A 26401-nucleotide genomic window follows, 5' to 3' on the forward strand; every position below is an offset into this window, starting at 1 on the left:
TAGGCCTGCCGCCAGCGTTCAATCTGAGCCATGATCAAACTCTTCAATTAAAGTTTTTTTTGGTTTTAATCCGAAGACTAAAACCGGCTCATCAAATATTACTGAATTAACATATTTTTGACTCTATTGCTAAAGTCGCTGTATGGAACTCTTAAATAATGACAAGCAAAGTTTTTTGCGTCATCAATCTTCGAGTGCCCACACAGATTGCATGATTAAATTGTTAAAGAACGTTTTACTTCCGGTCACACCAGAAGGCTTCTCGTCGAAGCGGATGCGTATAGTACGCCATGGGTTTTTAAAGTCAAGCTTAAACATTTAGAATATTTAAACTTTTCCAACAACAGCCTATTCAAAAAACAGACTAAAACCCTATGCTTGCACAGACAAAAACACACAGTGTTTAAGTTCTCGTGTCAGCGGGTTGCATTATAGGGATATAGTTTTCAAAGGCAAGCGGTTTTAGTCAATAAATTTTAACTTGATTAAAACCGCGGTATAAATCACCAGCAAGTGGGTAATTTGTAGTTATTCGTTTAATCTTGAAGTATCAATGCGGCAGCTTCTTGTAAACTGAGTACTTCAGTTACCGCCAATGCTTTTTGTTTGTCTTCAATGTCGTAATCGCTTTTCACCAAGACCCGATGTGCAATGCCCGCGTTTGCAGCAGCAATAATGTCGCTGGCTTTGTCACCGATCATCCATGATTGCTCAAGGTCAATATCTAGCTCTTTAGCAGCTTGCTCAAACATACCCGTTTTGGGCTTACGGCATTCACAATCAATAGCGAATTCAACGACACTACCTTGAGGGTGGTGAGGACAATAGTAAATACCGTCAAGATCAACGCCTCGGTCAGCCAATGACCAATCCATCCACTCTGTTAAACTTAAAAACTGTTCTTCGCTAAAGTAGCCGCGAGCAATACCAGATTGGTTAGTCACCAATACCAACTGCCATCCGGCCTGTTTCAACTGTTGTAGGGCTTCAATTGCGCCGTCTATAAACACAAAGTCGTCCACTTGACCGATATAACCGGTATCGACGTTTAATACACCGTCGCGATCTAAAAAAACTGTTGGCTTCATGCGATGTCTCTATATGGAGTACTTATTCTTGCCATAGTGTACCCCATCTATCTAGAGTTTAAAGCGATGCGTTTGTTCTAACATCTGTTTACTTTGGCTCTCTAGTTCGTCAATTAAACTTCGGCTTTGTCTGGACTTCTCGTCAGAGCGCTCTGCCAATTCAGAAATCTGCTCAAGCAATTCAACTGTCTGTGTAGAAAGGCTACTTTGCTGATCAGTTGCAGCCGCTATTTCGGTTACTCCTTGCATGACCCCCTCAGAACTAAGAATCACTTTTTCTAAGGCGTCCCCAGCTTCTTTAACCACAGAGCTGCCTTTTTCAACCAGCTGCGCACTACTGCCCATGCTTTGATTGGCTTCGCGGCTAAGCTTTTGGATTTGTGCAACAATTTTCGAAATCTCTTCAGTAGAGTCACTAGTACGCCCAGCTAGATTCCGAACTTCTTCTGCTACAACAGCGAAACCACGCCCTTGCTCGCCTGCGCGCGCAGCTTCAATAGCAGCATTAAGTGCCAGCAAGTTAGTTTGATCTGCAATGGAAAGAATTACCTCAGCAATACGGTCGACCTGCTCACTGGCATTGCTTAATGACTGTACTTGCTTAGAGCTTTCATTAACAGCACTACTAACTTGGCTCATAATCTCAATGGTATTGGTAACCACCTCACCGCCGCGCCGCGCGATGTCGCCACTTTGAGCAGCACTGTCAGCGGTAGTGGACGAACTTTGTGCAATATTTGCAGCGGCTAGTGATAACTCATTTAGCGCATCTGAAACACCGTTAACTTGCACCCGTTGCGATTGCAAGTGTTGGCTAATTTCGCTACTAGAAAAACTGACTTTGGAACTGTTCTCGTGAACCGATTGCGCCGCTTGATCAACTTCAGAGATAAGCTCCCTCAATTGTTGTGACATGGTGTTCACCGCTTGAGTTAATTGAGCAATTTCATCTTTACCTTTTACAACCAGAGGTGGTCCTGCAAGTTCACCTCTAGCGATAGCACTGGCCCGTTGGCTAAGTAATTGAAGTTGAGTGCGTAGTCGGCGACTAAATCCTATTGCAACAAAGCAAGACAATATTGCCGCTATAACAACGGCTATAATTTGCTGTCGTGTAATGTCGTCGCCCATAGCAATCAAGTGCTGCTGTTTAATGCTCACACCATCGATCAGCTTTTGGTTCCAAGCTTGAGTACTTTGTTCAAGTTGCTCAACAAGCGGTGTCACCTCTTGTTCCATTCGATAGTTTGCTACATTCCAATCGGGAGCAAGACGCAATTCAACGATCTCCTCGCTTATACCAATAAACGCGGCGGCTAGATCAATAAACTGCCCCCACAAGCGTTGTTGTTCACCTCTAAATAACTTTGCGAATTGATCCACTTCGGCCATACGCTGCTCGTAGCGTAGCTTCGCCTGATTATACTTATCAAGTTCGCTCGCATCGGCACTCACAATAAAGGCGCGCATTTGAATCAAAGCGTTAGCAAATTCACTGCGTCCAGCAAACATACTTGCTAGCAAGCGTTTACGCTGTTTGGTGGCAAAAGCAACGTTGGCTTCTTCTTGAATAGCTAAATCAGCCTGATATAAAGCCTCTTCTGCTAAAGGGCCAGCATCATAAAACATCAAGGCATGTGCCGGCAGGTTGTCTTCATTATGGCTTAGTTGCTCTAGATCCATTTGAAGTCGATCAAGCTCGGCGACCTGTGACATAATTTGGTCTCCAGCCCCTTCCCCTAACAATGCAATTACTTCTGAGTCGAGCTCAATGATTTTTGCGATAGCTTGTTGACGCTGACTTTTAAATTCATCGGCCCATTTAGGTTCTGAGCCCAGAATGATAAAACCACGTAGCGCGGAAACACTGGTTAAAACTTGCTGCTGGAATTGCTGACTAAAGTGCATCGCAACAAGATCGGTATCAAATACTTCACTTTCTAAGTTACGCATTTGCTTGAGTTGTTGGTTAGCTAAACCTGCTGCCAATAACATTAAAGCCACAATAAAACCAAATGTAGCAAACAATTTTTTAGTTAAAGACACGAGCACTCCTTGCTGGCAACGGTTAGATTTTTACAAAATCAATACATTTAGATACGATTACACCTTACAAACTTGCGCATAATATCTCAAGTAACAAAGGTGTTACGCTATGCGCACGTGTAACTTAATTATATTTTAGCTCGATATTTCAACAAACTGACAAGCCCTAGATATTTCAACCATGACATTTCTAACCAAATGGGCTCGCTATATGTTATCGGCCGTCTGTACAAAGACTAAAGCAAAAGCTTTGATCTTATAAACTTGAGAGCAGTCGAGCACTTAACTTATTTGAAGCTACCATCAGCATCTAGTGCCATACGTGCGATAAACTGCTACCATTTTCACAATCAATTTGATGAAGTGTTTCTAAATGAAAAAATTCACATTAGTTTCAATTGTCTTGCTTAGTGCATGCGCTGATTATTCAGTAAACACCAACGTAGACCCAAAGAATTTCAAGCAGTACGTGCCTGGTGCGAAGGTCTCGGTTATGCAACAAAGCGAGCTAGAAGGTAAAGACTATAAAATCATCCGAGTTGTGGAAGGAATAGCTTGCCAAGAAAAAGCGAATGACCGGCCACCACAGGAAATAGATGCTCGCAATGACGCTCGCGAACAAGCATCATATCTAAACGCCGATGCCATCGTTATACACAAATGTTTAAGCATTGAAGATGAGGCCCATTGCGTTGCAAGTATTAGCTGTTATGCCAAAGCAATCAGTATCGAAAATGGCGATCAATAGGCATGTTACAACAGCCACTAGAGCCCATAGGACTTATTCACTCTCCGTATAAAGAGAAGTTTGCAATCCCACGCCAAGCAAATTTAGTGACGAGTGTAAGAAGTACTCTAGAATTTAATGCGCCGTTTGATAGTGCAGAATTTTTAGATGGTGCTCAGCAATTCTCTCACTTTTGGTTGATCTTTGGATTTCATCAAAATCAAGATGCAGGCTGGAAGACTAAAGTTAGACCACCACGTCTAGGTGGGAATCAAAAACTTGGGGTGTTTGCAACCCGATCGTCATTTAGACCCAACGGTTTAGGTTTATCCCTATTTGAAGTCTCGCGAATTAACGACAAAGAAACAGGTTCTTCGATAGAGTTTATTGGAGGCGATCTTGTCGACGGTACCCCTATCTATGACATTAAACCGTATATTGAATATGCAGATCACCCAAAGAATAGTCATAGTGGGTTTGCACAAGATCCACCAACTACACGTTTAAACGTCCAATGGTCTAGTGAGGCTCGAAATCAAGCACAGGCGCTACATTTACAAGAGCACCATTTCCAAGTTGTAGATGAAGTTTTGAGTCAAGATCCCAGGCCTGCCTATCATCGCAAGCAAATCACGGTCCGTGAATATGGCATACATCTATTCAACTTTAATATTCGCTGGCAAGTTCAGGCCGATGAAGCGAAAAGCGTTTGTCTGATTGTTGGTATACACCCTCATGCCTGATTATCAACGCCAACACAAAAAACGTTTAGCCTGGATGCCCTGGCTTTATTACAGCTTGAAACCAAAACACCACGTTTGGGCAAAGCAATGGCAACAGCAATTGCAAGTCGAACTAGCTGAACTAGAAAGCGTAGAATTTGCTAACAATTGTTTTTTGGCACCCAGCGCAGAACTTTTCGCAGAGCCTGGTCGACTAATAAGTATCGGAGAAAATAGCTTTATCGCTGCCGACTGTTTCATTCATGGCCCGGTTACTATTGGGGCTAATGTTGCTATAAATCATCAGTGCTCCTTTGATGGCGGTCGCGCCGGGATAGTCATTGGTGATGACACCCGCATTGCCAATAATGTTAAAATATACGCCTTTAATCACGGGCTATCGCCGAGTAAACCAATTTGGCAACAAAACAATACCTCACTTGGGGTTACTATTGGTAAAGACGTTTGGATTGGTGCGGGTGTTGGTATTGTGGATGGGCTCGAGATCTCTGACCACAGCGTAGTCGCAATGGGCGCGGTAGTGACTAAACCTGTACCACCATGGGCAATTGTGGCTGGAAATCCAGCGAAGATAATCGGTGACCGACGCAAAAAACCTTTGTTACACCAGTTTCCCAGCAACAGGCTATGACAGCAGCGAAAGCTGCTGCTACAATCCCACTTAATTAAACCTTCAAACATATATAAAAGGACAACCATGCGTTCCACTCAGTATTTGCTTTCAACAATGAAAGAAACGCCTAGCGATGCAGAAATCGTTTCTCATCAACTTATGCTACGCGCTGGGATGATTCGTAAACTTGCATCGGGACTATATACCTGGCTACCAAGTGGTTTGCGGGTTCTACAAAAAGTTGAACGAGTTGTGCGAGAAGAAATGAACCGCGCGGGCTCAATCGAAATCAGCATGCCTGTAGTCCAACCGGCAGATTTATGGCATGAAACAGGACGCTGGGACAAATTTGGTCCGGAGTTGTTAAGGATACAAGATCGCCACGAGCGGGATTTTGTTTTAGGTCCAACGCACGAAGAAGTGGTTACTGAACTAGTACGTAAAGAGATTTCGTCTTACAAACAATTGCCGTTGAATCTTTTTCAGATCCAAACTAAGTTCCGAGATGAAGTTCGACCACGCTTTGGTGTTATGCGATCTCGCGAGTTCTTAATGAAAGATGCCTACTCATTCCATATCGATGATGAATGCTTAGAAAAAACCTATCAAGTAATGTTCGATGCTTACTGCCGCATTTTTGATCGTCTAGGTTTGGAATATCGCCCAGTCATCGCTGACACAGGCAGCATTGGTGGCAGTACCTCTCACGAATTTCATGTACTCGCTGAGTCCGGCGAAGATGCAATCGTGTTTAGTGATGGGAGTGACTATGCAGCCAACATTGAGAAAGCCGAAGCATTGGCACCTCAACAAGAACGGGCAGCAGCGGCCCAAACCCTCGAGCTTGTTGACACACCCAATGCTAAAACTATCGCCGAGCTTGTTGAGCAGCACGGATTGGCTATCGATAAAACCGTAAAAACCTTAATAGTAAAAGCAGATGATGAAGCACAGCAACGATTAGTAGCCCTAATGGTTCGCGGTGACCACGAATTAAACGAAATTAAAGCAGAAAAATTAGACGGTGTTGCCAGCCCATTAGAATTCGCAAGTGAAGAAGAAATTCGCGAAGCTATAGGTGCGGCCCCGGGATCTTTAGGTCCTATAAACCTAGACCTACCGTTAATCATCGACCGAAGTGTCGCGGTCATGTCAGACTTTGGTGCTGGCGCAAATATTGACGACAAACACTATTTCGGGATTAACTGGGATCGTGATTTAGCGCTACCAACAGTAGCCGACCTTCGTAATGTTGTAGAAGGCGACCCTAGCCCTTGTGGTAAAGGTCATTTATCAATCAAGCGCGGCATTGAAGTTGGACATATTTTCCAGCTGGGTGAAGTTTATGCACAATCAATGAATGCTAAAGTGCTTACCGACCAAGGCAAAACCAAAGTAATGACAATGGGTTGCTATGGTATTGGAGTTTCACGCATTGTTGCAGCCGCAATAGAACAAAACCACGATGAATACGGGCTTAAGTTACCCAAAGCACTTTCTCCATTTGCCTTAGGTATCATCCCGATGAACCTTCACAAGTCGCACCGTGTAGCTCAGCTTGCGGACAAATACTATCAACAAGCACTAGAGCAGAATATCGACGTGTTGTTTGATGACCGTAAAGAGCGACCTGGTGTGATGTTTGCTGATATGGAACTCATCGGTGTTCCTTATGTCATCATCATTGGTGATCGCAGTATCGACAAAGGCGTTGTCGAAGTGAAACATAGAGCCAGCGGTGAAAAACATGAAATAGCTATCGATGCGGTATTCGAACATTTAGCGCAGCTTGTTTAGAGTACGATGCTCAAAAATGAGTTTTAAATCGTAAATTGAACTAAGCCCACCTCGGTGGGCTTTTTTTTTGCTTGAAATACTTCGACAGTCCATCAATTATAGACTACTAGCTAGCGATATAACCTGGATAACACGTGAATACAACACGCATTAATAAACCCAATCCCAACGCACCCAAAGCTGCCATCATGCTAACCGGCGGAGGTGCCCGCGGGGCTTATCAAATTGGCGTATTAAAAGCGATTAGCGAACTCTATCCACGTAATCATGGCATCCCTTTCCCTATCGTTTGCGGAACCTCAGCGGGTTCTATCAACGCAACTGCTTTAGCATGTTACGCCAGTTGCTTTCGCCTTGGAGTCAAAAAACTGGAGTCCATCTGGGGTCGTTTTCATTGTCACCAAGTCTATCATAGCGACTTTATCAGAATGACCGCTCAATTGTTACGTATGGCCACACGTGGACTACGCGCTGACTATGCCACCAAACACAGCTTTTCCTTACTTAACAATCGCCCCTTACGCGATCTGCTCGATGCTTATTTACCCTATGCAAGGATAGAAAGAAATGTTCACCAAGGTCACTTACATGCACTAAGTATTAACGCTAGTGACTACGCAACCACAAACAATGTTTCGTTTTTCCAAGGTCATCACAGTCTTAAGCAATGGCACAGTCACTCTCGCTATAGTCAACGGGTAAAAATCAACACCAACCAACTCATGGCAAGTGCAGCTGTACCCATAGTTTTTCCGGCGATACGCGTTAATCAAAGCTATTTTGGAGATGGTTCTGTACATCAACCTAGCCCGCTGAGTCCTGCGATTCAATTAGGTGCCGATAAGATCCTATGTATACACTTAAAACCACAAAGCCAATTTTCCGCATCAAGTAAACTTACAAGAGCACCAAACAGTGCTGATATTGCAGGCAAGCTATTAGACGGTATCTTTTCAGACACATTAGATTCTGACTTGGACCAATTACAGCGCATAAACTTTAGTTTGGATCAAATGGACTCTCATCATCAACATGAGCTGAAGCTTCGGCCAATTGAAACCTTAAGTATTCGTCCCCAACACGACTTTGACGCGATAGCCCAAGCTCATTTCGAGTGTTTCCCTTTTGCCATGCGAAGTATATTAAGAACGGTTGGTATCAACCAAAATAGTAGCTCCAGCATTGCCAGCTATCTATTATTTGAGGCGCGCCATACCCAGGAGTTGATGCGCTGCGGGTATATTGACGGCCAAGCAATGGCCAACGAAATCTTCGAGTTTCTTAAGCCAGAAACAAATTAGGGCAGTCATATTTGCATCTGCTAATTGTTGGATCGTTTCCTGCATTAACACACTATATATGAGTAGAACGGCAAGAATTTGTCAGTTTTTCAAGCATAGATAGCCAGCAGGTAAGATATGGATCTACTAGAAGTTAGCAATTTTAGTTACAAACTAAACCCTCTTAAGAGTTTGAAGTTAAAGGATAAAGCCAAGTTAGACAGCGAAAGTCGACTGGCTATTCTCGAAACACTACAACTCAGTTTTGAGCTAAATCCGATGCTGGAAAACTTTTGCCGCCAAAGCAATCGTATTGTCAATTTTTCCGCTATGCAGATCCAAGCGGAAGGTCAAACTTTTGAAGTTAAGCTTTCTGACGGTCACCGCTATTACCGTAGTTTCAATCTTGAAGACAAAGGTATTTTAATCGGTAACCTTACCTTTAAACGCCATCATCCTTTTGAAAGCTATGAGATCTCCTTGTTGTCGCAAATGGTCAAATTGCTACAAGCCAACCTAGGCAACGCGCTGCATATGCGTCGTCTTCAACAACAAGTTCGCAGCGACTACTTAACCGGAATCGGCAATCGAGCGCATTTCGACGAAATATTAAGTTTAAGCCTCGATCAGCAACAGCGTCAGCCGAACCAAGGTTTAGTACTCGCTTTACTCGACCTAAATGGTTTCAAACAGATTAATGATCAACATGGTCATGCGATTGGCGATGATGTACTTATTCGTTTTGCCAATATTCTCCAAACATGTATTCGAGGCAGCGACCGTTGTTTTCGAATTGGTGGGGATGAATTTGCGCTACTACTTAGCCCAGCCAACTCACAATCAGCTCAGAATGTAGAACGTCGTTTAGCACAGTCCCTAATTCAAGATGATATGTTGTGTAATCTGCAACTTAGCACCAGTTTTGGATACAGCTTGTGGAATGCCGGCGATAACGCAGAAGCTTTATTTAACGCGGCGGATCAACATATGTATGATCACAAACGTTTAAGTACAAAGCTAGGCCTGTCGGCTGTTTAATATACCAGCCTTCACACACTGCTAGATCAGCTATAGCTACGATTTCATTATCGTAGCAAAGTAGTGGTAATTGCGCCCTTAGCCATGGGGCTACGCCAAACTCTTGAAGTAACTTCTTTAATGAACGTGAACCAGCTCGGCCAGCAATTCTCATCGACGGATTTTCAAAGTCCGCCCGAAACTTAATTTGCACTTTAAGATCAGAGCTTGGTTTTCTCAGATGACCGCCGTCTTTCCAAGATAAGCATTGCTTACCAAATACAATCTCGGAGCTTTGGGCAAAATCGGCTGGTTCTAAATCTAAATTCTGCGGCTCAAAACTGTCTAATTGGTACAAATACAAATGCTCGTTATAGCGTTTTAAAGCATGGTTACCTATATCCAAGGATAATTTAGCATCTGCTTTGGCTGCTATTTGTTTCCATAATTGCGCCAACAAGGCATGGCTAGGGCTTAAACCCTTGCGATGCAACCAGTAGCGCAACACATTATTTCGCCTCGCTACACTTAGTTGCAGCAAGGGTTTTATTTCGAGTGCGTCTTGTCGCTTACCTCGTTTGGTAAGTTCAAGCAGATCCTGCTGAGCAAGTTCGTCGAGTAAGCCTTGGCTCTCTTGCAAGAGTTGAGTACTTCGGGTTAAGGATTTTTGAAAACCAGGCCATCGAGCTAACAATAGCGGACTTAAGGTATGTCGAATATAATTGCGGTCAAACGCTTGGTCTGTATTAGATTCATCTTCTACCCAAGCTAAGTTCTGTGTTTGCGCATAAGCTTCAAGTTGACTGCGGTTAATCTCAAGTAAAGGCCGAAATAATACACCCTCAGAAAAAACTCGCAGCTCCGGCATGCTCGCCAAACCTAGCACTCCACTGCCTCGCTTTAAGTTAAGAACAAAGGTTTCAAGTTGGTCATCGCAATGATGTCCGGTTAGTAGCGCTGTGTGTTGATCAACATGCAGTGCTAGTTGTTGATAGCGCGCATCTCGTAGTAAAGCTTCTAAGCTATGACGCGCCATGTTATTTACTTGAACTTTTGCTAAAACAAACTCAAAACCATAGCTTTGACACAATTCACGACAAAACTCACCCCATCTCGCGGCCTTTTCACTTTGCCCATGATCAACATGGACAACTTTGATCGAAAAAGCTTGAAGCGCAATTGCGTTTTGGTGACACAGATTAAGTAAAACAGTTGAATCAAGTCCACCAGAGAAGCCAATCACTAACTTAGTTAGCTTATTGGGTAATCTGCGGACTTGGTTTTCGAAATGGCTTTGTAGTGAATGAGCGGCTTGATTGCAAGCCGCTACTGAAGTACTGGAGTTAGATTTAGCAGTAGCCATAACTCATTAGTCGTTGATAACGTTGCTCTAGCAATTGGTCAACTTCAAGAGTTTTCAAGTTAGCTAAATCGTCGCACAACTTCACTTTTAGGTTTTCAGCCATTTGCTGCATGTTTCGGTGTGCGCCACCTAATGGCTCAGCAACAATCGAATCAATTAAACCTAAGTTTTTAATTCGCTCGGAGGTAATTCCCATTGCATCAGCAGCCACTGAAGCCTTCTCGGCACTCTTCCAAAGGATTGAAGCACATCCTTCAGGAGAAATAACTGAGTAGGTACTGTATTGCAACATGTTGACACGGTCGCCAACACCAATGGCTAAAGCACCGCCGGAACCACCTTCACCAATCACCGTGCAAATCACTGGAACTTTCAAACCCGCCATCACTAACAAGTTTTTGGCAATCGCTTCACTTTGACCACGTTCTTCAGCGCCAACACCAGGATAAGCACCTGGCGTGTCGATAAAGGTGATGATAGGCATTTTAAAGCGCTCAGCCATTTCCATGAGACGTAAGGCTTTGCGATAACCTTCAGGCTTGGGCATCCCAAAATTACGACGAACCTTTTCTTTGGTTTCTCGGCCTTTTTGTTGTCCAATTACCATTACCGGTTGGCCATCGAGACGCGCCATACCACCAACGATAGCTTCGTCGTTGGCATAGGATCGGTCACCCGCTAACTCGTCAAAGTCGCTAAAGATTAGTTTCAAGTAATCCAAGGTATAGGGACGCTGTGGGTGTCGCGCAATTTGTGCAACCTGCCAAGGGTTTAAGTCGGAGAAAATTTTGTTGGTTAAATCAGTCTGTTTTTGCTCCAACTGACTAATCTCAGCGGCTAAATCTACGCCAATATCACCTTCACTCACCAAACGAAGTTCTTCTATTTGGGCTTGTAGTTCAGCGATCGGTTGTTCAAAATCTAAAAAATTCTGGCTCATAATGTCTTATTAACTAAATTCAAGGGCCAAATTGGCTTGTCCAAGCATTTCAGACAAACCATCCAATAATTCTTCGCTTGGCGTTATCCGCCAATCGTTCGCAAGTATATACTCTGCACTAGCCTTACTGCCTTGGTAGCGTATTGCTACTGGGCAAGTTCCATGTCGGTGCGGTTCAATTATTTCACAGAATCGCTGCCAATATTGCTCATGGGTATCATCTTCATTTATATTTAGCACTAGTCGTTTTGCCCAGCGCTCGCGAGCTTGACCTAAGTCCATGATTTCTCGCGCGGTCATTTTAAGACCTCCAGAGAAATCATCAAAGCTGACCTGTCCCTGAATAATCAAAATTCGGTCTTTCTCGATTAAATCTTGGTATTTTTCGAACGCCTCAGAGAATAGCATGACATCTAGACGAGCACTACGATCATCAATCTGGAGTATGCCCATTTTTGATCCGCGCTTGGTCATCATTACCCTCGACGATAGCACTAAGCCAGCAACGGTAATGGTATCTTTATTGCTCGGACGCAAGTCAATCAATCGTGAGGAGGTATACGATTTAAACTCTTTCACATATTGATTTATAGGATGACCGGTTAAGTATAGTCCTAAAGTTTCTTTTTCACCTTCAAGCCAAACCCTGTCTATCCACGGATCAATAGTTACAAAGTCAGGCCGACTTTCTTGGTCGCTACTGGCGATTAAACCGAACAGATCTTCTTGGCCACGGGCACTTGCAGCAGCGTGTTGGCTAGCAGATTTCATTGCCGTTTCTAAGGTTGCCATTAAGGCTGCTCGGTGTGGACCAAGCTGATCAAGAGCGCCCGCCATGATCAGTTTTTCTAGAACTCGTCTGTTGATTCGTTTTAAATCGACGCGATTACAAAAATCAAATAGGTCAATAAACGGCCCCGCTTCACGGGCCTCTAAAATAGCCTCTACAGGCCCTTCGCCAACCCCCTTAATTGCACCGATCCCATAGACGATTTGCTGTTGTTCGTTTACAGAAAATTTATACTCCCCGCTATTCACATCTGGCGGAATGATGGGGATATTGGTGCTATTACACTCGTCAACTAAGGTTACAATCTTGTCGGTATTGTCCATATCTGCCGACATTACCGCAGCCATAAAATAAGAAGGAAAATGTGTTTTAAGCCAAAGCGTTTGATAAGACACTAAAGCATATGCCGCTGAGTGACTTTTATTAAAGCCATAGCCTGCAAATTTTTCTACTAAATCAAAAATTTTCATCGCAAGTTCGCCATCAACATTGTTGTTAATAGCTCCCTCTTTAAAAATGGCGCGCTGCTTAGCCATTTCATCTGCGTTTTTCTTACCCATTGCTCGACGAAGCATATCGGCGCCACCAAGCGTATAGCCGGCAAGTACTTGAGCAATTTGCATCACTTGCTCTTGATACAAAATAATTCCGTAAGTTGGCTCAAGGATTTCTTGTAAACTGTCATGCTGCCATTTTTCATCCGGATAGGAGACCGCTTCTCGCCCGTGTTTTCGTTCAATAAAGTTATCAACCATGCCTGATTGCAAAGGACCAGGTCGAAATAGAGCCACCAATGCGATCATGTCTTCAAAACAGTCAGGCTGTAACCGTTTAATCAAATCCTTCATACCGCGAGATTCGAGCTGAAATACCGCGGTAGTTTGGTACTTTTGTAGCAATCTAAAACTAGCCGGATCATCAACTGGAATGCTTGCAATATCAATCGGGTCTTTACCCTGAGACAATAGGACCGGATTAAGCATATCCAGCGCCCATTGAATAATGGTCAGTGTACGAAGACCTAAGAAATCGAACTTGACTAGTCCGGCATACTCTACATCGTTCTTATCGAATTGAGTAACCGGGTTATTGCCCTCTGCGTCACAATACAAGGGTGCAAAATCAGTGATCGTGGTAGGTGAAATAACAACACCCCCGGCATGCTTACCAGCATTACGCGTAACCCCTTCTAGAGTGCGAGCCATGTTGATCAGTTCTTGTACTTCTTCGTCAGCGTCGTATATCTCTTGCAAGCGAGGTTCAACTTCAAACGCTTTGGCCAAGGTCATGCCCGGATCGCCGGGTATTAACTTACTAATTCTGTCGACAAACCCAAAGGGCTGCCCCTGAACTCGGCCAACGTCACGAACAACGGCTTTTGCTGCCATGGTTCCAAATGTGATAATTTGAGATACAGCGTCGCGCCCATAGAGTTCAGCTACGTGCTCGATGACTTCATCACGACGGTCCATACAAAAATCGACATCGAAGTCAGGCATAGAAACCCGTTCAGGATTCAAAAATCGTTCAAACAGTAAATCAAATTCAAGCGGATCGAGGTCGGTAATCTTTTGAGCATAGGCCACTAAAGACCCAGCACCTGAACCACGTCCCGGCCCAACCGGGATATTATTGTCCTTAGACCATTGGATAAACTCCATAACAATCAGGAAGTAACCCGGAAAGCCCATTTTATTGATAACGCCTAGCTCAATCTCTAGACGCTCATCATAGGCAGGACGTTTTTCAGCGCGAACTAGGGGGTCTGGGAATAAAAACTCAAGACGTTCTTCAAGGCCTACTCGCGATACATCACAAAAGAATTCCTCGATTGATTTACCGTTAGTTGGAAAATCTGGTAAAAAATACTCTCCTAAGCGAATCGTAACATTACATCGCTTTGCGATTTCAACACTATTTTGTAATGCAACAGGGATATCAGAAAATAATTCCAACATTTCAGCTTCGGTTCGTAAATACTGTTGTGCGCTATAACGTCGAGGACGGCGTTTGTCATCCATGGCAAAACCATCATGGATAGCGACTCGTACCGAATGTGCTTCAAAGTCTTGTGGTTTTAGAAACATCACTTCATTGGTTGCAACCACCGGCAGCTGAAATTGCAACGCAACTTCCACAGCAAGGTGAATATAACGTTCTTCATCCTCACGTCCGGTTCGTATTAGCTCTAGATAAAAATGATGGTTAAAATGACGCTGGTAGAACTCAATGCATTCTTGCGCTACTTCGGTTTTTCCACGAAGTAAAGCCTTCCCGACATCGCCCTCTCGCCCTCCAGACAGCACGATAATTCCGCTGTTATATTTAATTAGCCAATCAAGATCAATGACCGGTTTATCTTCAATTGCACCGCGTAAATAAGCATCTGAAATCAGACGGGTGATGTTTTGGTAGCCATCATTATTTTTGGCAAGCAACACTAAGCGGAATAATTCGTCTCCAAAAGAGTCACTTCGAACCCAAAAATCAGCCCCTACCAATGGTTTTATACCTGCATTGTGGGCAGCACCATAGTATTTAACCAAACCACAAAAATTGCATTGATCGGTAATCGCCATCGCTGGCATACCCAATTGCTGGCAATGGGCAACGATTGGTTTGACTTTGTTCATTCCATCGACCATCGAGTAGTCGGAATGAATTCTTAGATGAACAAATTGGGGGGGGTTAAGGGTCAATTCAGTCACTCACTAATTCCCCACTAGCCAACGCTATTTCGCGCACAGGTCGAAAACTTCGACGATATTGCGCAATTAAGCCGTGCTCTTTAATCAAGGCCATATGCGCAGCCGTAGGGTAACCTTTATGCTTAGCAAACAAATACTGCGGGTATAGGGCATCAAGAGCTAACATATCATTGTCGCGCTCGACTTTAGCAATGATTGAGGCGGCACTGATTTGTGCCACTCGGCCATCACCTTTAACAACAGCAAGCCCTGCTTGTTGGAGTTGCGGAAGGCGGTTTCCATCAACTAACACAAAATCAGGTGTTATTTTTAAGCCCAAAACTGCTCGTTGCATAGCCAGCATTGTCGCATGCAAAATATTAAGCTTATCAATTTCTTTAGGACTCGCGCGACCTATTGACCAAGCTAAAGATTTTTCTTTTATCTCAATATTCAATTGTTCTCGGCGTTTCTCGCTTAGTTTCTTCGAGTCATTGAGTCCGGATATAGGTTGATTGGGATCAAGTATAACGGCGGCAGTCACTACATCACCGACCAAGGGACCTCGTCCAACTTCATCAACTCCAGCAAAGCATTGAAAACCGTGCGGATACTCAAAGGGCTCAAGAGTTTTAGTCATTGCTTGATTCCAAAACATTACGAACCGCTGAAGCGGCTTTTTGGTCGGCATCACATCGGATAAGTTGATGCAATTGAGTGAAGCGTTGTATCAACGCGCTTTGATCCTGAGTAAACAAAGGTAATAGTTCATACGCGAGACGTTCGGCGTTGCATTCGTCTTGTATGCACTCAGGAACAATCATTTCATCAGCCAATAAATTTGGCAGACCAGCAAACTTGGCATTAACAATCCGTTTCGCTATCTGATAGGTAAGAGGCTTAAAACGATAAGCAATCACCATGGGTCTTTTTACCAACATCGCTTCGAGGCTCGCAGTACCCGAGGCTAACAGCACAGCATCAGCACTACTTAAAACAGCCCGCGCATTACCATCAACAAGCGTAAGAGAAAGATTCGACGGGTATTGTGCAACTATAGCTTCAAATTGTGCCCGACATTTCGCATTTACTAAAGGAACGACAACTTGTAAGTCAGGCAAATGCTGGGAAAGTCGCTCGACCGTTTCTAGAAATACTGGCGACAGCAACTCGATTTCTGCCTTGCGGCTACCAGGCATTAACGCCAGTGTTGGTCGACTGTCATCTAAACCGAGATTTTGTCGAGCAGGTGTTTTAGGCGTATGTAATTCGATATCATCAGCCATGGTGTGCCCAACAAAATCACATGGCACATCAAAGCGATCATAAAATGCTTTTTCGAAGGGCAAAAATACTAAGATCTTATTGCATGCTTGTTTTATTTTGAAAACACGCTTTTGTTTCCAAGCCCAAACAGAAGGGCTTACATAGTGTAAGGTCTTGATACCATTACTATGTAATTTAAGCTCTAAATCTAAGTTAAAATCGGGGGCATCAATGCCAATAAAGACATCCGGGGGAGTTTCCAAATAATGCTGGATAAGTGCTCTGCGCATTTTTAAGATTGGTACAATCCGACCTAATACTTCCACCAAGCCCATTACCGATAGCGTATCCATTGGGTAGAGCGTTTCACAGCCTTGCTCTATCATCAACGGTCCAGCAACACCACTAAACCTAGCATTTGGATATTGCTGTTTAAGGGCTTTAATTAAACCAGCACCTAAAATATCGCCGGAGACTTCCCCGGCGACGATAGCAATATGCGGCGTAGCAACATTGCTCACCGCACAATACCTCTACCGTTGTCACGTAAGAATGCGACAAACTGACCCAGAGCCTCGCTTTGAGGAAGATCGGATTCAATTTTGGTAATCGCTTCCTCTAAGCCCAGTCCACTTCGATAAAGCGTTTTATAAGCCGACCTCAAACTACGGATAGTATCCTTTGCAAAGCCTCGGCGTAGCAATCCTTCGGTATTCACCGCTACAGGGCGCGCATAGTTGCCAACAACCATTACAAATGGTGGTACGTCTTTGTTAACGGCAGCGCAGCCGCCTATAAAGGCATAAGATCCAACTTTACCAAATTGATGAATGGCGGCTTGCCCACCAAAAATAACGTTATCGCCGATAGTTACATGTCCAGCAAGGGTAGCATTGTTTGCAAAAATGCAGCCATTGCCGACAATGCAGTCATGGGCCACGTGAGCATTAATCATAAATAAACAATTATTACCGATACGAGTGATAGAATTATCTTGAATAGTACCGCGGTGCACCGTAACGCTTTCACGAAATGTATTGTTATCGCCGATTACTAAACTGGTGTCTTCGCCAGCGTATTTAAGATCCTGACAATCTTCACCGATCGAAGCAAACTGAAAAATTCTATTATTTTGACCGATCGTGGTTCGGCCACGAATTACAACATGAGATGATATTTCACAATTATCGCCGATCGTAACCGGACCTTGAATCAAGGTATAGGCACCAATTTTTACTTGGTCGCCAAGTGTCACTTCTCCTTCGATAATTGCTGTTGGATGAATTTGCGCTGTTGGGTTGAGCATGACAAGCCCCTTCTATTGAATGGCGCGACGAGCACACATAATGTCAGCGCTAGCAACCACGTTATCATCAACTTTGGCAATGCACGAAAATTTCCCTATCCCTCGACGTTCACGTAAAAGCTCGACTTCAAGTTGCAATACATCACCAGGGCCAACGGGCTGCTTAAACCGAGCATTGTCGATACCTGCAAAATAGTAAAGCTCGTTGTCGGCCGGTTTTGAGGTCGACTTAAACGCCAATATACCGGTGCATTGGGCCAAGGACTCAAGAATGAGTACGCCGGGTAAAACCGGTTGTTGCGGAAAATGCCCGGTGAAAAAGGGTTCGTTTATCGATACGTTTTTCACCGCTTTTAGATACTTATGCTCTTCAAAATCAAGGACACGGTCAACCAATAGAAATGGATAGCGGTGAGGAAGCAAATCCATGATCTCGTTGATTTCTATTCGGTTTAATTCTTTTGTCACAGTGAAATCCTCACGCCTTGGGGCGCTTTATTAGTTGGTATTTTTCTTTTCTAAGGCATTAATACGTTTATACATTTCATCAAGCTGTCCGACGCGCAAAATGTTGCGACGCCAATCTCGATTCTTAGAGGCTGGAACACCAGATGAATAGGTGCCCGGTTCTTTTATTGAACGTACCACCATAGAATTACCAGTAATTGTAACTTGATCGCAAGTTTCGATATGACCATTTATCGTTGTACGGCCACCTATAATATTATAACGACCGATTTTAGTGCTTCCCGCTATTGCTGTAGCTCCAGCTAATGCGGTACCACTGCCAATAGTACAGTTATGAGCAATGTGGACTTGGTCATCAATAATAACATTAGATTCGATAACCGTATTATCTAAGGCTCCACGGTCAATGGTTACACCGGCACCAATTTCCACTTTATCGCCAATTTGAACACCACCTAACTGAGGGATTTTTATCCACTCCCCCTGATGGTTGGCGTAACCAAAACCGTCTGCACCAATCACTGTACTACTATGCACAGTACAGTTTTGACCTAAACTACAGTTATGGTAGAGCGTAACATTAGGGTAGATGATACTGTCTTTTCCAATGCGAGAGCCTTGACCGATAAAACTTCCAGCACCAATTTTAACACCGTCTTCTAGAACCACGCCGCGCTCAATAACTACGTTAGCAGCTAAACACACATCTTTGCCTAGCACTGCATTTCCAGCGATACTGGCGCTGGCATCAATACCTTTTGCAACCGCTGGCGTGGTGTCAAACAATTGTGCTAATTTTGCAAAAGCAACATACGGGTCAGGGCATATCAAGCAACTACCACTAAAGCTATTGGCTGACTTTTCGCTTAACACAATCGCCGAAGCCATGCAGTCATCGAGCTTGGATTCAAGCTTAGGATTGGATAGAAAACTAATATCCCCTGCACGCGCATTTTCAATAGATGCAATTCCACTGATGCGTGTTTCTGGGTCACCATTTAACAAGAGATTAAGCTTGCTAGCTAACTCACCTAAGCTATAGTCCACGTTATTTTACTCGCTTGATAACGTCTTTAGAGATATCGATACTGTCTTTTACATAAGCCGTGGCATCAAGCGGAATAACTAAATCTAGTTTCTTCGCTTTAGCAACCGCAGTCACTGCAGTTTGAATGCTCTTCATAAGCTTTTGCTGTTCTTCTGCTTGACGACGACGGTTGTCTTCTTCGAAGGTTTTACGCTTGAATGTGTAATCATTTTGCTTAGATTCAAGCTTGCGATTCAAAGCACTTAAATCCGAGCTTTTCATCAATGCACCATCTTTCTCACGCTTATCAAGCATGGTTTGCATTTCTTTTTCTAGCGCACGAATTTCGCGCGCTCGACCTTCGAACTCGTCTTTCAGTTTCTTGGCTATGCCTTCACGTTTAGGGTGATTTTGAAAAACTTCTGCTACATCAACGACCCCTACATTAGTCGCTAATGCTGGCATTGCGGTAGTTGACAATGCTAATGCTATTGCTGCTGCTGATAATAATTTCTTCACAGTTTTCTCCTAGTTCTTTTTAATCTTAGCCCATGAACAGCTTAGAAAGAGTTACCAATATTAAATGAAAATACTTCAGTACGGTCGCCTGGGTATTTCTTAAGTGGTTGTGCCAACGAAAAGACCAAAGGCCCCATCGGTGAAATCCATTGCACAGATACGCCTACTGCCGCACGGATATTAGTCGGTGAACTATAGTCATATAGATCTTGGCAGTTTTGAGTACAAAGTGCTTTGTATCTCTCATAGTCAAACTTGGTATCCCAGGCACTACCAAAATCAAAGTGGAATGAGGTACGTACTTGTCGAATATAAGACTCATCCAAGAAAGGTGTTGGTACAATAAATTCAACCGTACCAATCGCCATCGCATCACCACCGACACTACTATCAGTTACAGTGTAGTCATCGCCAATGACTTCGATCCCCTTTGGACCAGCAGTGTTTGAGCGAAAGCCACGAATAGTTGAAAAACCACCGGCAAAATAATTCTCGAAAAACGGTAAAATGTGATCGACGCCATCGCCAGTCTGACCATAGCCAAAACCATAGGCAGCACGTGCGCGCAGCATCACTACCCAATCATGATTTTCAGTAATTGGAAAATAGTGGCGGGTATCGAAACTAGATTTAACAAACTGTAGTTCAGAACCAGGAACTGTCGCTTTAGAGGACAGGCGTTGGGTTGAACCCGCACTAGGCATCGTGCCATTGTTTAAGGTATTGCGATCCCAGCCAAGGGTGAAATCCAAGGCAGTAAAGCCTAGGCGTCCATCTTCTTCTTCGTTTTCAGCATAAATATCCCAAAAATCAATCAACTGGGCATACTCGTTATTACGCGAGATGACATTGTTTTCCAAACCTAAGCTAGCATCTAGTCGGTTATATTCATTAATTGGGAAACCAAGCGTTGAACGCACACCTAGGGTGGTGTTGTTATAGTCTGCCACGTCATCTTCTTGCGCTTCGTAGTCAGAGTAATACACTCGCCCACCAAGACTGACGCCGTTCACCGTGAAATAAGGGTCTGTAAAGTTAAGACTAGCGTTCTTTGAGTACTTGTTGGTGTTTACATTAAATCCAGCACGATTTCCGGTACCCAAGAAGTTGTTCTGCTGAATCCCAGCAAACAAGCTAAAGCCCGAATCGGTACCGTAGCCAAAGCCACCATTGATATCACCCGATGCTTGCTCTTTGACCTTGATATCCACATCAACTTGGTCATCACTACCCGGTAAGGGCTTTGTATCAACCTCAACAGATTCAAAATATCCGAGTCGATTTAACCGGCCACGACTTTGTTCAATCATACGGTTGGATAGCCAGGTACCTTCCATCTGACGCATTTCGCGACGTAACACTTCATCCTTCGTTAGCGTATTACCACTGAAGTTAACACGGCGTACATAAAAGCGATTGCCGGGCTCAACATTAAAGTTCAGTTTAACCGTGCGGGTTACATCATCAATATCAGGGAAGACATCAACTTTCGGATAGGCATAGCCAAAACGACCTAAATATTGCGATAGAACTTCTTCGGTTGCTGTTACTTCTGCACCGCTATACATATCGCCGGGTTCCAAAGTAACGAGTGCATTCATCTCCTCGCTTTTATCGAGTAGGTTACCGTTAAGAATGACTTCATCGATACTGTATACTTCACCTTCGTCAATATTGATGGTGATGTAGATGCCTTTTTTATCGGGCGTCAGCGCAACTTGAGTTGACTTAATATCAAAACGAACATAACCACGGTCAAAGTAGAAGCTTCGAATGGTTTCCAAATCCCCCGCTAACTTTTGGCTCTGATACTTTTTGTCTCCGAGCACGTTCCACCAAGCTACTGAGTCAGTCAGGCTCATTCGTTTAATGATTTCACCATCGGAGAAATCACGGTTACCGATTAGATTAATTTGCTCAATCTTAGCAGAGACACCTTCTTGGAAGTTAAAAGTGAGATCAACTCGGTTTCGCGGCAGTGGGGTTACAATAGCACTTACTTTGGCGCTGTATTTACCCGAGCTGTAGTAAAAGTCTTCGAGGCTTTTCTCGATATTGCTCAACTGCGTTTTATCGAGCGGCTCACCAACACTAATTCCAGAAGCAATTAGGCTTTGTTCGAGTTGCTCTTGTTTAATGTCTTTATTGCCTGAATAAGCAATATTGGAAATAGTTGGACGCTCAGTAACCCGTAAAATGAGCGTATTGCCATCACGTAAGGCTTCGATATTCTCGAAGTTACCCGAGCGATATAACTGCTTAATACTGTTACTTATGGTTTGGTCACTTACTGTGTCACCAACCCGAACTGGTATTTGCAGCAAAGCCGCACCCAGCGATACTCGCTGTAGCCCTTCGACCCGAATATCTTCAACTGCAAATTCTTGTGCAGCTTGTACATGGATAAGCGATTGCGACAGCAACAGCGCTGCTGAAACTAAATACTTAAATTTAAACATATAAACCAACAATCCCGTTGCTTTAGTTCTGAGCCCTTAAAGGCGCATAAAATCGTTAAAAATAGCCAGCGCCATTAAAGAAAATACTAATGCTGCGCCAATTTTGAAACCAAATTCTTGAATTTTTTCACTCACCGGCTTGCCACGTACCGCTTCTAAGGCAAAAAAGAACAAATGACCGCCGTCTAGAACTGGTAATGGTAACAAATTAATGATGCCAAGGTTGATACTAACCAGCGAAATAAATCCTAGGAAATAGACTAATCCAAAATCCGCTGTCGCACCCGCACCTTTGGCTATTGATATTGGTCCACTCAAGTTATCAACCGATACGACACCGGTAATCAATTTACCTATCATCGAAAACGTTAGCTTTGTTAAGTCCCACGTTCTTTCCAACGCTTTTGCTACTGAACCAAACACGCCGTATTGCATTGAAAATTGATAGGACTCAGGATAGTCATCGATTTTTGGCATCAAGCCAACATAACCTAAGGCAACATCGTTTTGCATTCGCGTTTTCGGGGTTAACTCGATGCTTAAAGTATCTAAACCACGTCCAACTTCTAACTGTAAGCTAGTTTCTGGAGAGGCTTGAATCCATTCCACAAAGTCTTGCCAATGTTGCAGTGCTTCGCCGTTAATGCTTAACAGACGGTCACCCGGCTCTAGTCCTGCTTGCTTGGCTGCACCGTCGTCACTCAAGTTTGCAACTTCTAGATAGATGTCAGGCTGAAATGCAGTTAAACCGATACTCGCGATTGGATTAGGCTGATCACTATCAAGAGCCCACTGTGAAATGCTTAATCGGTGAGTTTTTAGAACTGAACTTGAAGGGTCTTGCGTTTTCACCTCAATCGACTGCCCCCCAAGATGACGCACCAAATTGAAATTAACCATCTCCCAGTCCAAAACCGTTTGACCTTCTATCTCAACGAGTTGCTGTCCTTGCTGTAAACCTGCTTGACCCGCGATACTCGTCGGTTCAATGGGACCCAAAATAGGCTTAACCGTAGGAACCCCAATAAGAAACATAAAGTAGAACGCTAATATCGCCAGCAAAAAATTAGCAATTGGCCCGGCAGCTACAACCGCACTGCGCTGCAATAAGGGTTTGTTGTTAAACGCAAGCTCTTGTTCGTCTTCGCTTAAATCGTCAACTCGACCATCGAGCATCTTCACGTAGCCGCCAAGCGGGATAGCCGCTAAAACATATTCAGTTCCATCCTGTCCCGTTTTACGCCAAAGTGGTTTGCCAAAGCCCACCGCAAAGCGAATCACTTTAACGCCACAACGTCTTGCTACCCAAAAATGTCCAAACTCATGAACTGTGACCAGTATTCCGAGTGTTATAACAAAAAAGGCGGTATTCCATAAAAACTCAAACATCAATTAATCCTGTTAAGCCAAGCGCTAGAAAAGTTCCGCGCTTGTAGATCTAAAGCAAGTATTTCGGCAAGTGAATTGACTTCAGTATTGGAGAACTCTTGCTGCAGCGCGGCATCTACCAGCTGACTAATCTGTAGATACGCAAGACGCTTATTTAAAAACGCATCCACCGCTATCTCATTACTTGCGTTAAGCACTGTAGTTGCCGCCTGCCCTGAATAGCAAGCGTCGATTGCAAGCTTTAAACATGGGTAGTGTGCAAAGTCGGCAGCTTTAAAGCTTAGCTCGCCGAGCTCAAGAAAGTCTAAAGCCTCAACACCAGCGTTAATTCGCTCAGGGTATGCTAAACAGTTCGCAATAGGTGTCGCCATGTCTGGGCGCCCTAATTGAGCTAGTGTAGAGCCGTCATGGTATTGAACCATTGAATGAATGATTGATTGTGGGTGCACAATAACCTGAATTTGGTCTCTAGCGGTGTTAAAAAGGCGTTTTGCTTCGATATACTCCAAGCCCTTATTCATCATTGTCGCTGAGTCTACCGAAATTTTAGGCCCCATCACCCAATTTGGATGCGCTATGGCTTGTTCAGGTGTCACATGCGCCAGCTCTGATACCGGTGTATTTCGAAACGGTCCTCCAGAGCCAGTAAGCAATATTTTGCTAACCCCATGAGTTTTGAGTTCGCAAGAACCCAAACTATTTTGAATCGCTGATGGCAGACACTGAAAAATGGCATTGTGTTCACTGTCGACCGGTAATATTTGTGCCCCATAGCGCTGCGCTTGCTGCATAAACAGTTTGCCACACATCACCAACGACTCTTTATTGGCGAGCAATATAGTTTTTCCTGCTTCAACCGCACTTAAGGTGGGCTCCAAGCCGGCTGCACCAACAATTGCAGCCATAACATGGCTAACCTCAGGCTCACACGCCAATTCTTTCTGAGCTTGAGCACCGCACAGAACTTGGGTTCTAAGTCCCGCAAGCTCACAGTCTTGTTTTAGTCGCTGGGCTGCTTTTGCTTCGAGTAGGACCGCATATTGAGGGTTAAACTCTATACAAATTTTCAGCAGTGTGTCACTACTACTTTTTGCACTTACCCCAAACAATTCGAATTGTTCAAGGTTCTGCCTTAGTACTTTTAAGGTGCTTTGCCCAATCGAGCCAGTAGCGCCAAGAATTACCAGTTGTGACTTCAATTGAGGATCCAGTGATAGTGACCGAATACAAAGATTGGTAAAGCCGAGCACAAGCTGTCAATTCGGTCTAAAATACCCCCATGCCCGGGTAAAATACTACCACTATCTTTAATTCCGGCTTCGCGCTTAAACATGCTTTCCGCCAAATCACCAAACACCGAAGCAACCACTGTGAACATTGAAATAAGTACGAAAACAGCTATTTGTTTAGCATCTAATTCAACGAAGCTAAAAATCGTTATCGCTACAATAACTCCAGCGACCAACATCCCTCCGAACAATCCTTCAATCGTTTTTCCAGGACTAACTTGTTTCGCTAACTTGTGCTTACCGAAACGCTTTCCAAAAAAGTAAGCTCCTGTATCTGCGGCCCAAACTAAGAGTAATACGTACAATAGCCAGCCAGCTCCATCAATACTGCTTTCCGGATTTAGTTCTCGTAGATAAACAATGGACCAAAAGAAGGACAACAGGCTCATTAGGCCAAACAGCCATTTGACGCTTGGCCTAGCGTTCCAAAGGCTAGCACTTCGCGGATAGCTAAGTACTAGAATAATTGCCACTAGCCACCACACCACGGCACTATCCAATATCGCAGAGAGCCAAGTATTATGATGGAGTTGGTCAATTGGAATAAAAACAAAGGTTACGGCGACAGCCGCAAACAACAGCAAGCTGACGGGCCAATTAATCAATGACGAAGAGCAGATCAATCGAGACCACTCGCGTGATGCAATGAGTAGCACCCCTGCTAGGCAGGCGATTAGCCCCCAGATCGGTAGAAAGAATATCGCTATTAAAGCTAGCGGGGCCAATACTAAGGCTGTCAATACTCGTTGTTTTAACAAATCAAATCTCTTTTTGTTCGTTTAACTAAACAGCCGTCGACTGCACTTGCTCGCCTGTGCATCCAAATCGACGTTCGCGATTAATAAATGCGCTCATAGCGTCAGTAAAGCAGTCTTCACCAAAATCAGGCCAAAGCGTGTCACAAAAATATAGTTCTGCATACGCCATTTGCCATAGCATAAAGTTGCTAATTCGGTGCTCTCCACCGGTGCGTATCATTAAATCTACGTCAGACATTGATAATTTGTCTATACGCTGATTGATTGTCTCTTCAGTAATATCATGACTGGTGATTTCGCCACTTTCGATTTGCTTGGCTAAGCTTTGTACCGCGTTGCTGACATCCCAGCGCCCACCGTAGTTGGCTGCAATATTTAATAGTAATCCTTGATTTGAAGCCGTTGTAGCTTCAGCCTTTTGTATTTGTAACTGCAGTTTAGGGCTAAAGCCTGTGGTATCCCCAATTATTCTGAGTCGAACCCCGTGGCGGTCAAGCTTTTTTACTTCTCGCTCTAAGACAGTTAAAAACAGCGTCATCAAGCCGCTAACTTCATCATCTGGTCGGCGCCAGTTTTCCGAACTAAATGCAAACAAGGTCAATTCGTCAATTTCAAGACGAGCTGCTACGGAAACAGCTGCACGCACCGATTTAACACCTGCACGATGTCCAGAGACTCGCATTTTGCCACGTTGCTGCGCCCAGCGCCCATTCCCATCCATGATGATTGCAATATGTTTAGGTAATAAGTCGCGGTTTTTCAACAGCTCAGTTTCGGTCATTCTTCTGCCTACGATACAAAAATGCCGTGTCATATTACACGGCATTGC

Annotated in this window: 22 protein-coding genes; 6 read left to right on the top strand and 16 right to left on the bottom strand. The window is 43.9% G+C overall.

What is annotated here, in order from left to right:
- Window positions 1–536: 536 nt before the first annotated feature.
- On the bottom strand, window positions 537–1088 hold the full coding sequence (gene gmhB / locus DBZ36_RS13945) for a D-glycero-beta-D-manno-heptose 1,7-bisphosphate 7-phosphatase (RefSeq protein WP_120355576.1): 552 nt from the start codon (window positions 1086–1088) through the stop codon (window positions 537–539).
- Window positions 1089–1139: 51 nt separating this feature from the next.
- On the bottom strand, window positions 1140–3134 hold the full coding sequence (locus tag DBZ36_RS20530) for a methyl-accepting chemotaxis protein (RefSeq protein WP_120355577.1): 1995 nt from the start codon (window positions 3132–3134) through the stop codon (window positions 1140–1142).
- 373 nt (window positions 3135–3507) lie between these two features.
- On the opposite strand from DBZ36_RS20530, the gene rcsF reads away from it, so the two are divergent.
- From rcsF to DBZ36_RS13980, 6 genes are all read left to right on the top strand, one after another.
- Window positions 3508–3882 carry an Rcs stress response system protein RcsF gene (gene rcsF / locus DBZ36_RS13955; RefSeq protein WP_120355578.1) on the top strand — a complete coding sequence of 125 codons (375 nt, stop codon included), beginning with the start codon at window positions 3508–3510 and terminating at the stop codon, window positions 3880–3882.
- Between the two features lie 2 nt (window positions 3883–3884).
- Window positions 3885–4604 (top strand): tRNA (N6-threonylcarbamoyladenosine(37)-N6)-methyltransferase TrmO, encoded by a 720-nt coding sequence (gene tsaA, locus DBZ36_RS13960; protein WP_120355579.1) that lies wholly within the window; start codon window positions 3885–3887, stop codon window positions 4602–4604.
- Window positions 4597–5235 carry an acyltransferase gene (locus DBZ36_RS13965; protein WP_120355580.1) on the top strand — a complete coding sequence of 213 codons (639 nt, stop codon included), beginning with the start codon at window positions 4597–4599 and terminating at the stop codon, window positions 5233–5235. The genes tsaA and DBZ36_RS13965 overlap by 8 nt, the downstream gene beginning before the upstream one ends.
- 66 nt (window positions 5236–5301) lie before the next feature.
- Window positions 5302–7014: a proline--tRNA ligase gene (locus DBZ36_RS13970; protein WP_120355581.1), complete on the top strand. Its 1713-nt coding sequence runs from the start codon at window positions 5302–5304 to the stop codon at window positions 7012–7014.
- A gap of 134 nt (window positions 7015–7148) precedes the next feature.
- Window positions 7149–8315: a patatin-like phospholipase family protein gene (locus DBZ36_RS13975; protein ID WP_233558145.1), complete on the top strand. Its 1167-nt coding sequence runs from the start codon at window positions 7149–7151 to the stop codon at window positions 8313–8315.
- Between the two features lie 117 nt (window positions 8316–8432).
- The gene (locus DBZ36_RS13980; protein ID WP_120355582.1) at window positions 8433–9332 is read left to right on the top strand and encodes a GGDEF domain-containing protein; all 900 of its coding nucleotides are present in this window, start codon (window positions 8433–8435) and stop codon (window positions 9330–9332) included.
- Here DBZ36_RS13980 and tilS read toward each other — a convergent pair.
- The 14 genes from tilS to uppS all read right to left on the bottom strand — a co-directional run bounded on the left by tilS (window position 9262) and on the right by uppS (window position 26353).
- Window positions 9262–10674: a tRNA lysidine(34) synthetase TilS gene (gene tilS, locus DBZ36_RS13985; protein ID WP_120355583.1), complete on the bottom strand. Its 1413-nt coding sequence runs from the start codon at window positions 10672–10674 to the stop codon at window positions 9262–9264. The genes DBZ36_RS13980 and tilS overlap by 71 nt on opposite strands.
- Entirely contained in the window at window positions 10661–11614 is a 954-nt protein-coding gene (gene accA, locus DBZ36_RS13990; protein WP_120355584.1) for an acetyl-CoA carboxylase carboxyl transferase subunit alpha, read from the bottom strand. The genes tilS and accA overlap by 14 nt, the downstream gene beginning before the upstream one ends.
- Window positions 11615–11623: 9 nt before the next feature.
- Window positions 11624–15037 carry a DNA polymerase III subunit alpha gene (gene dnaE / locus DBZ36_RS13995; RefSeq protein ID WP_233558146.1) on the bottom strand — a complete coding sequence of 1138 codons (3414 nt, stop codon included), beginning with the start codon at window positions 15035–15037 and terminating at the stop codon, window positions 11624–11626.
- A gap of 67 nt (window positions 15038–15104) precedes the next feature.
- Window positions 15105–15731, bottom strand: coding sequence for a ribonuclease HII (gene rnhB, locus DBZ36_RS14000; RefSeq protein ID WP_120355585.1), 627 nt, complete (start codon window positions 15729–15731; stop codon window positions 15105–15107).
- The gene (gene lpxB, locus DBZ36_RS14005; protein WP_120355586.1) at window positions 15724–16878 is read right to left on the bottom strand and encodes a lipid-A-disaccharide synthase; all 1155 of its coding nucleotides are present in this window, start codon (window positions 16876–16878) and stop codon (window positions 15724–15726) included. Before lpxB ends, rnhB begins: the two co-directional genes overlap by 8 nt.
- Window positions 16875–17663: an acyl-ACP--UDP-N-acetylglucosamine O-acyltransferase gene (gene lpxA / locus DBZ36_RS14010; RefSeq protein ID WP_120355587.1), complete on the bottom strand. Its 789-nt coding sequence runs from the start codon at window positions 17661–17663 to the stop codon at window positions 16875–16877. The genes lpxB and lpxA overlap by 4 nt, the downstream gene beginning before the upstream one ends.
- Window positions 17664–17675: 12 nt before the next feature.
- Window positions 17676–18131, bottom strand: coding sequence for a 3-hydroxyacyl-ACP dehydratase FabZ (gene fabZ, locus DBZ36_RS14015; RefSeq protein WP_120355588.1), 456 nt, complete (start codon window positions 18129–18131; stop codon window positions 17676–17678).
- Window positions 18132–18161: 30 nt separating this feature from the next.
- On the bottom strand, window positions 18162–19178 hold the full coding sequence (lpxD, locus tag DBZ36_RS14020) for a UDP-3-O-(3-hydroxymyristoyl)glucosamine N-acyltransferase (protein WP_120355589.1): 1017 nt from the start codon (window positions 19176–19178) through the stop codon (window positions 18162–18164).
- Between the two features lies 1 nt (window position 19179).
- On the bottom strand, window positions 19180–19677 hold the full coding sequence (locus tag DBZ36_RS14025) for an OmpH family outer membrane protein (RefSeq protein ID WP_120355590.1): 498 nt from the start codon (window positions 19675–19677) through the stop codon (window positions 19180–19182).
- A 41-nt stretch (window positions 19678–19718) separates the two neighbouring features.
- The gene (gene bamA, locus DBZ36_RS14030; protein ID WP_120356022.1) at window positions 19719–22136 is read right to left on the bottom strand and encodes an outer membrane protein assembly factor BamA; all 2418 of its coding nucleotides are present in this window, start codon (window positions 22134–22136) and stop codon (window positions 19719–19721) included.
- A gap of 36 nt (window positions 22137–22172) precedes the next feature.
- Window positions 22173–23525, bottom strand: a complete 1353-nt coding sequence (rseP, locus tag DBZ36_RS14035; protein WP_120355591.1) for a sigma E protease regulator RseP — start codon at window positions 23523–23525, stop codon at window positions 22173–22175.
- Complete coding sequence (gene ispC, locus DBZ36_RS14040) at window positions 23525–24724, bottom strand: 1-deoxy-D-xylulose-5-phosphate reductoisomerase (RefSeq protein ID WP_120355592.1); 1200 nt, start codon at window positions 24722–24724, stop codon at window positions 23525–23527. The genes rseP and ispC overlap by 1 nt, the downstream gene beginning before the upstream one ends.
- On the bottom strand, window positions 24721–25572 hold the full coding sequence (locus tag DBZ36_RS14045; RefSeq protein ID WP_120355593.1) for a CDP-archaeol synthase: 852 nt from the start codon (window positions 25570–25572) through the stop codon (window positions 24721–24723). Before DBZ36_RS14045 ends, ispC begins: the two co-directional genes overlap by 4 nt.
- 25 nt (window positions 25573–25597) lie before the next feature.
- A complete protein-coding gene (uppS, locus tag DBZ36_RS14050; RefSeq protein WP_120355594.1) occupies window positions 25598–26353 on the bottom strand; it encodes a polyprenyl diphosphate synthase in 756 nt (251 codons plus the stop codon).
- Window positions 26354–26401: the final 48 nt, after the last annotated feature.

Origin of the sequence: Alginatibacterium sediminis (genome assembly GCF_003610775.1) — a bacterium.
Taxonomy (GTDB): domain Bacteria; phylum Pseudomonadota; class Gammaproteobacteria; order Enterobacterales; family Celerinatantimonadaceae; genus Alginatibacterium; species Alginatibacterium sediminis.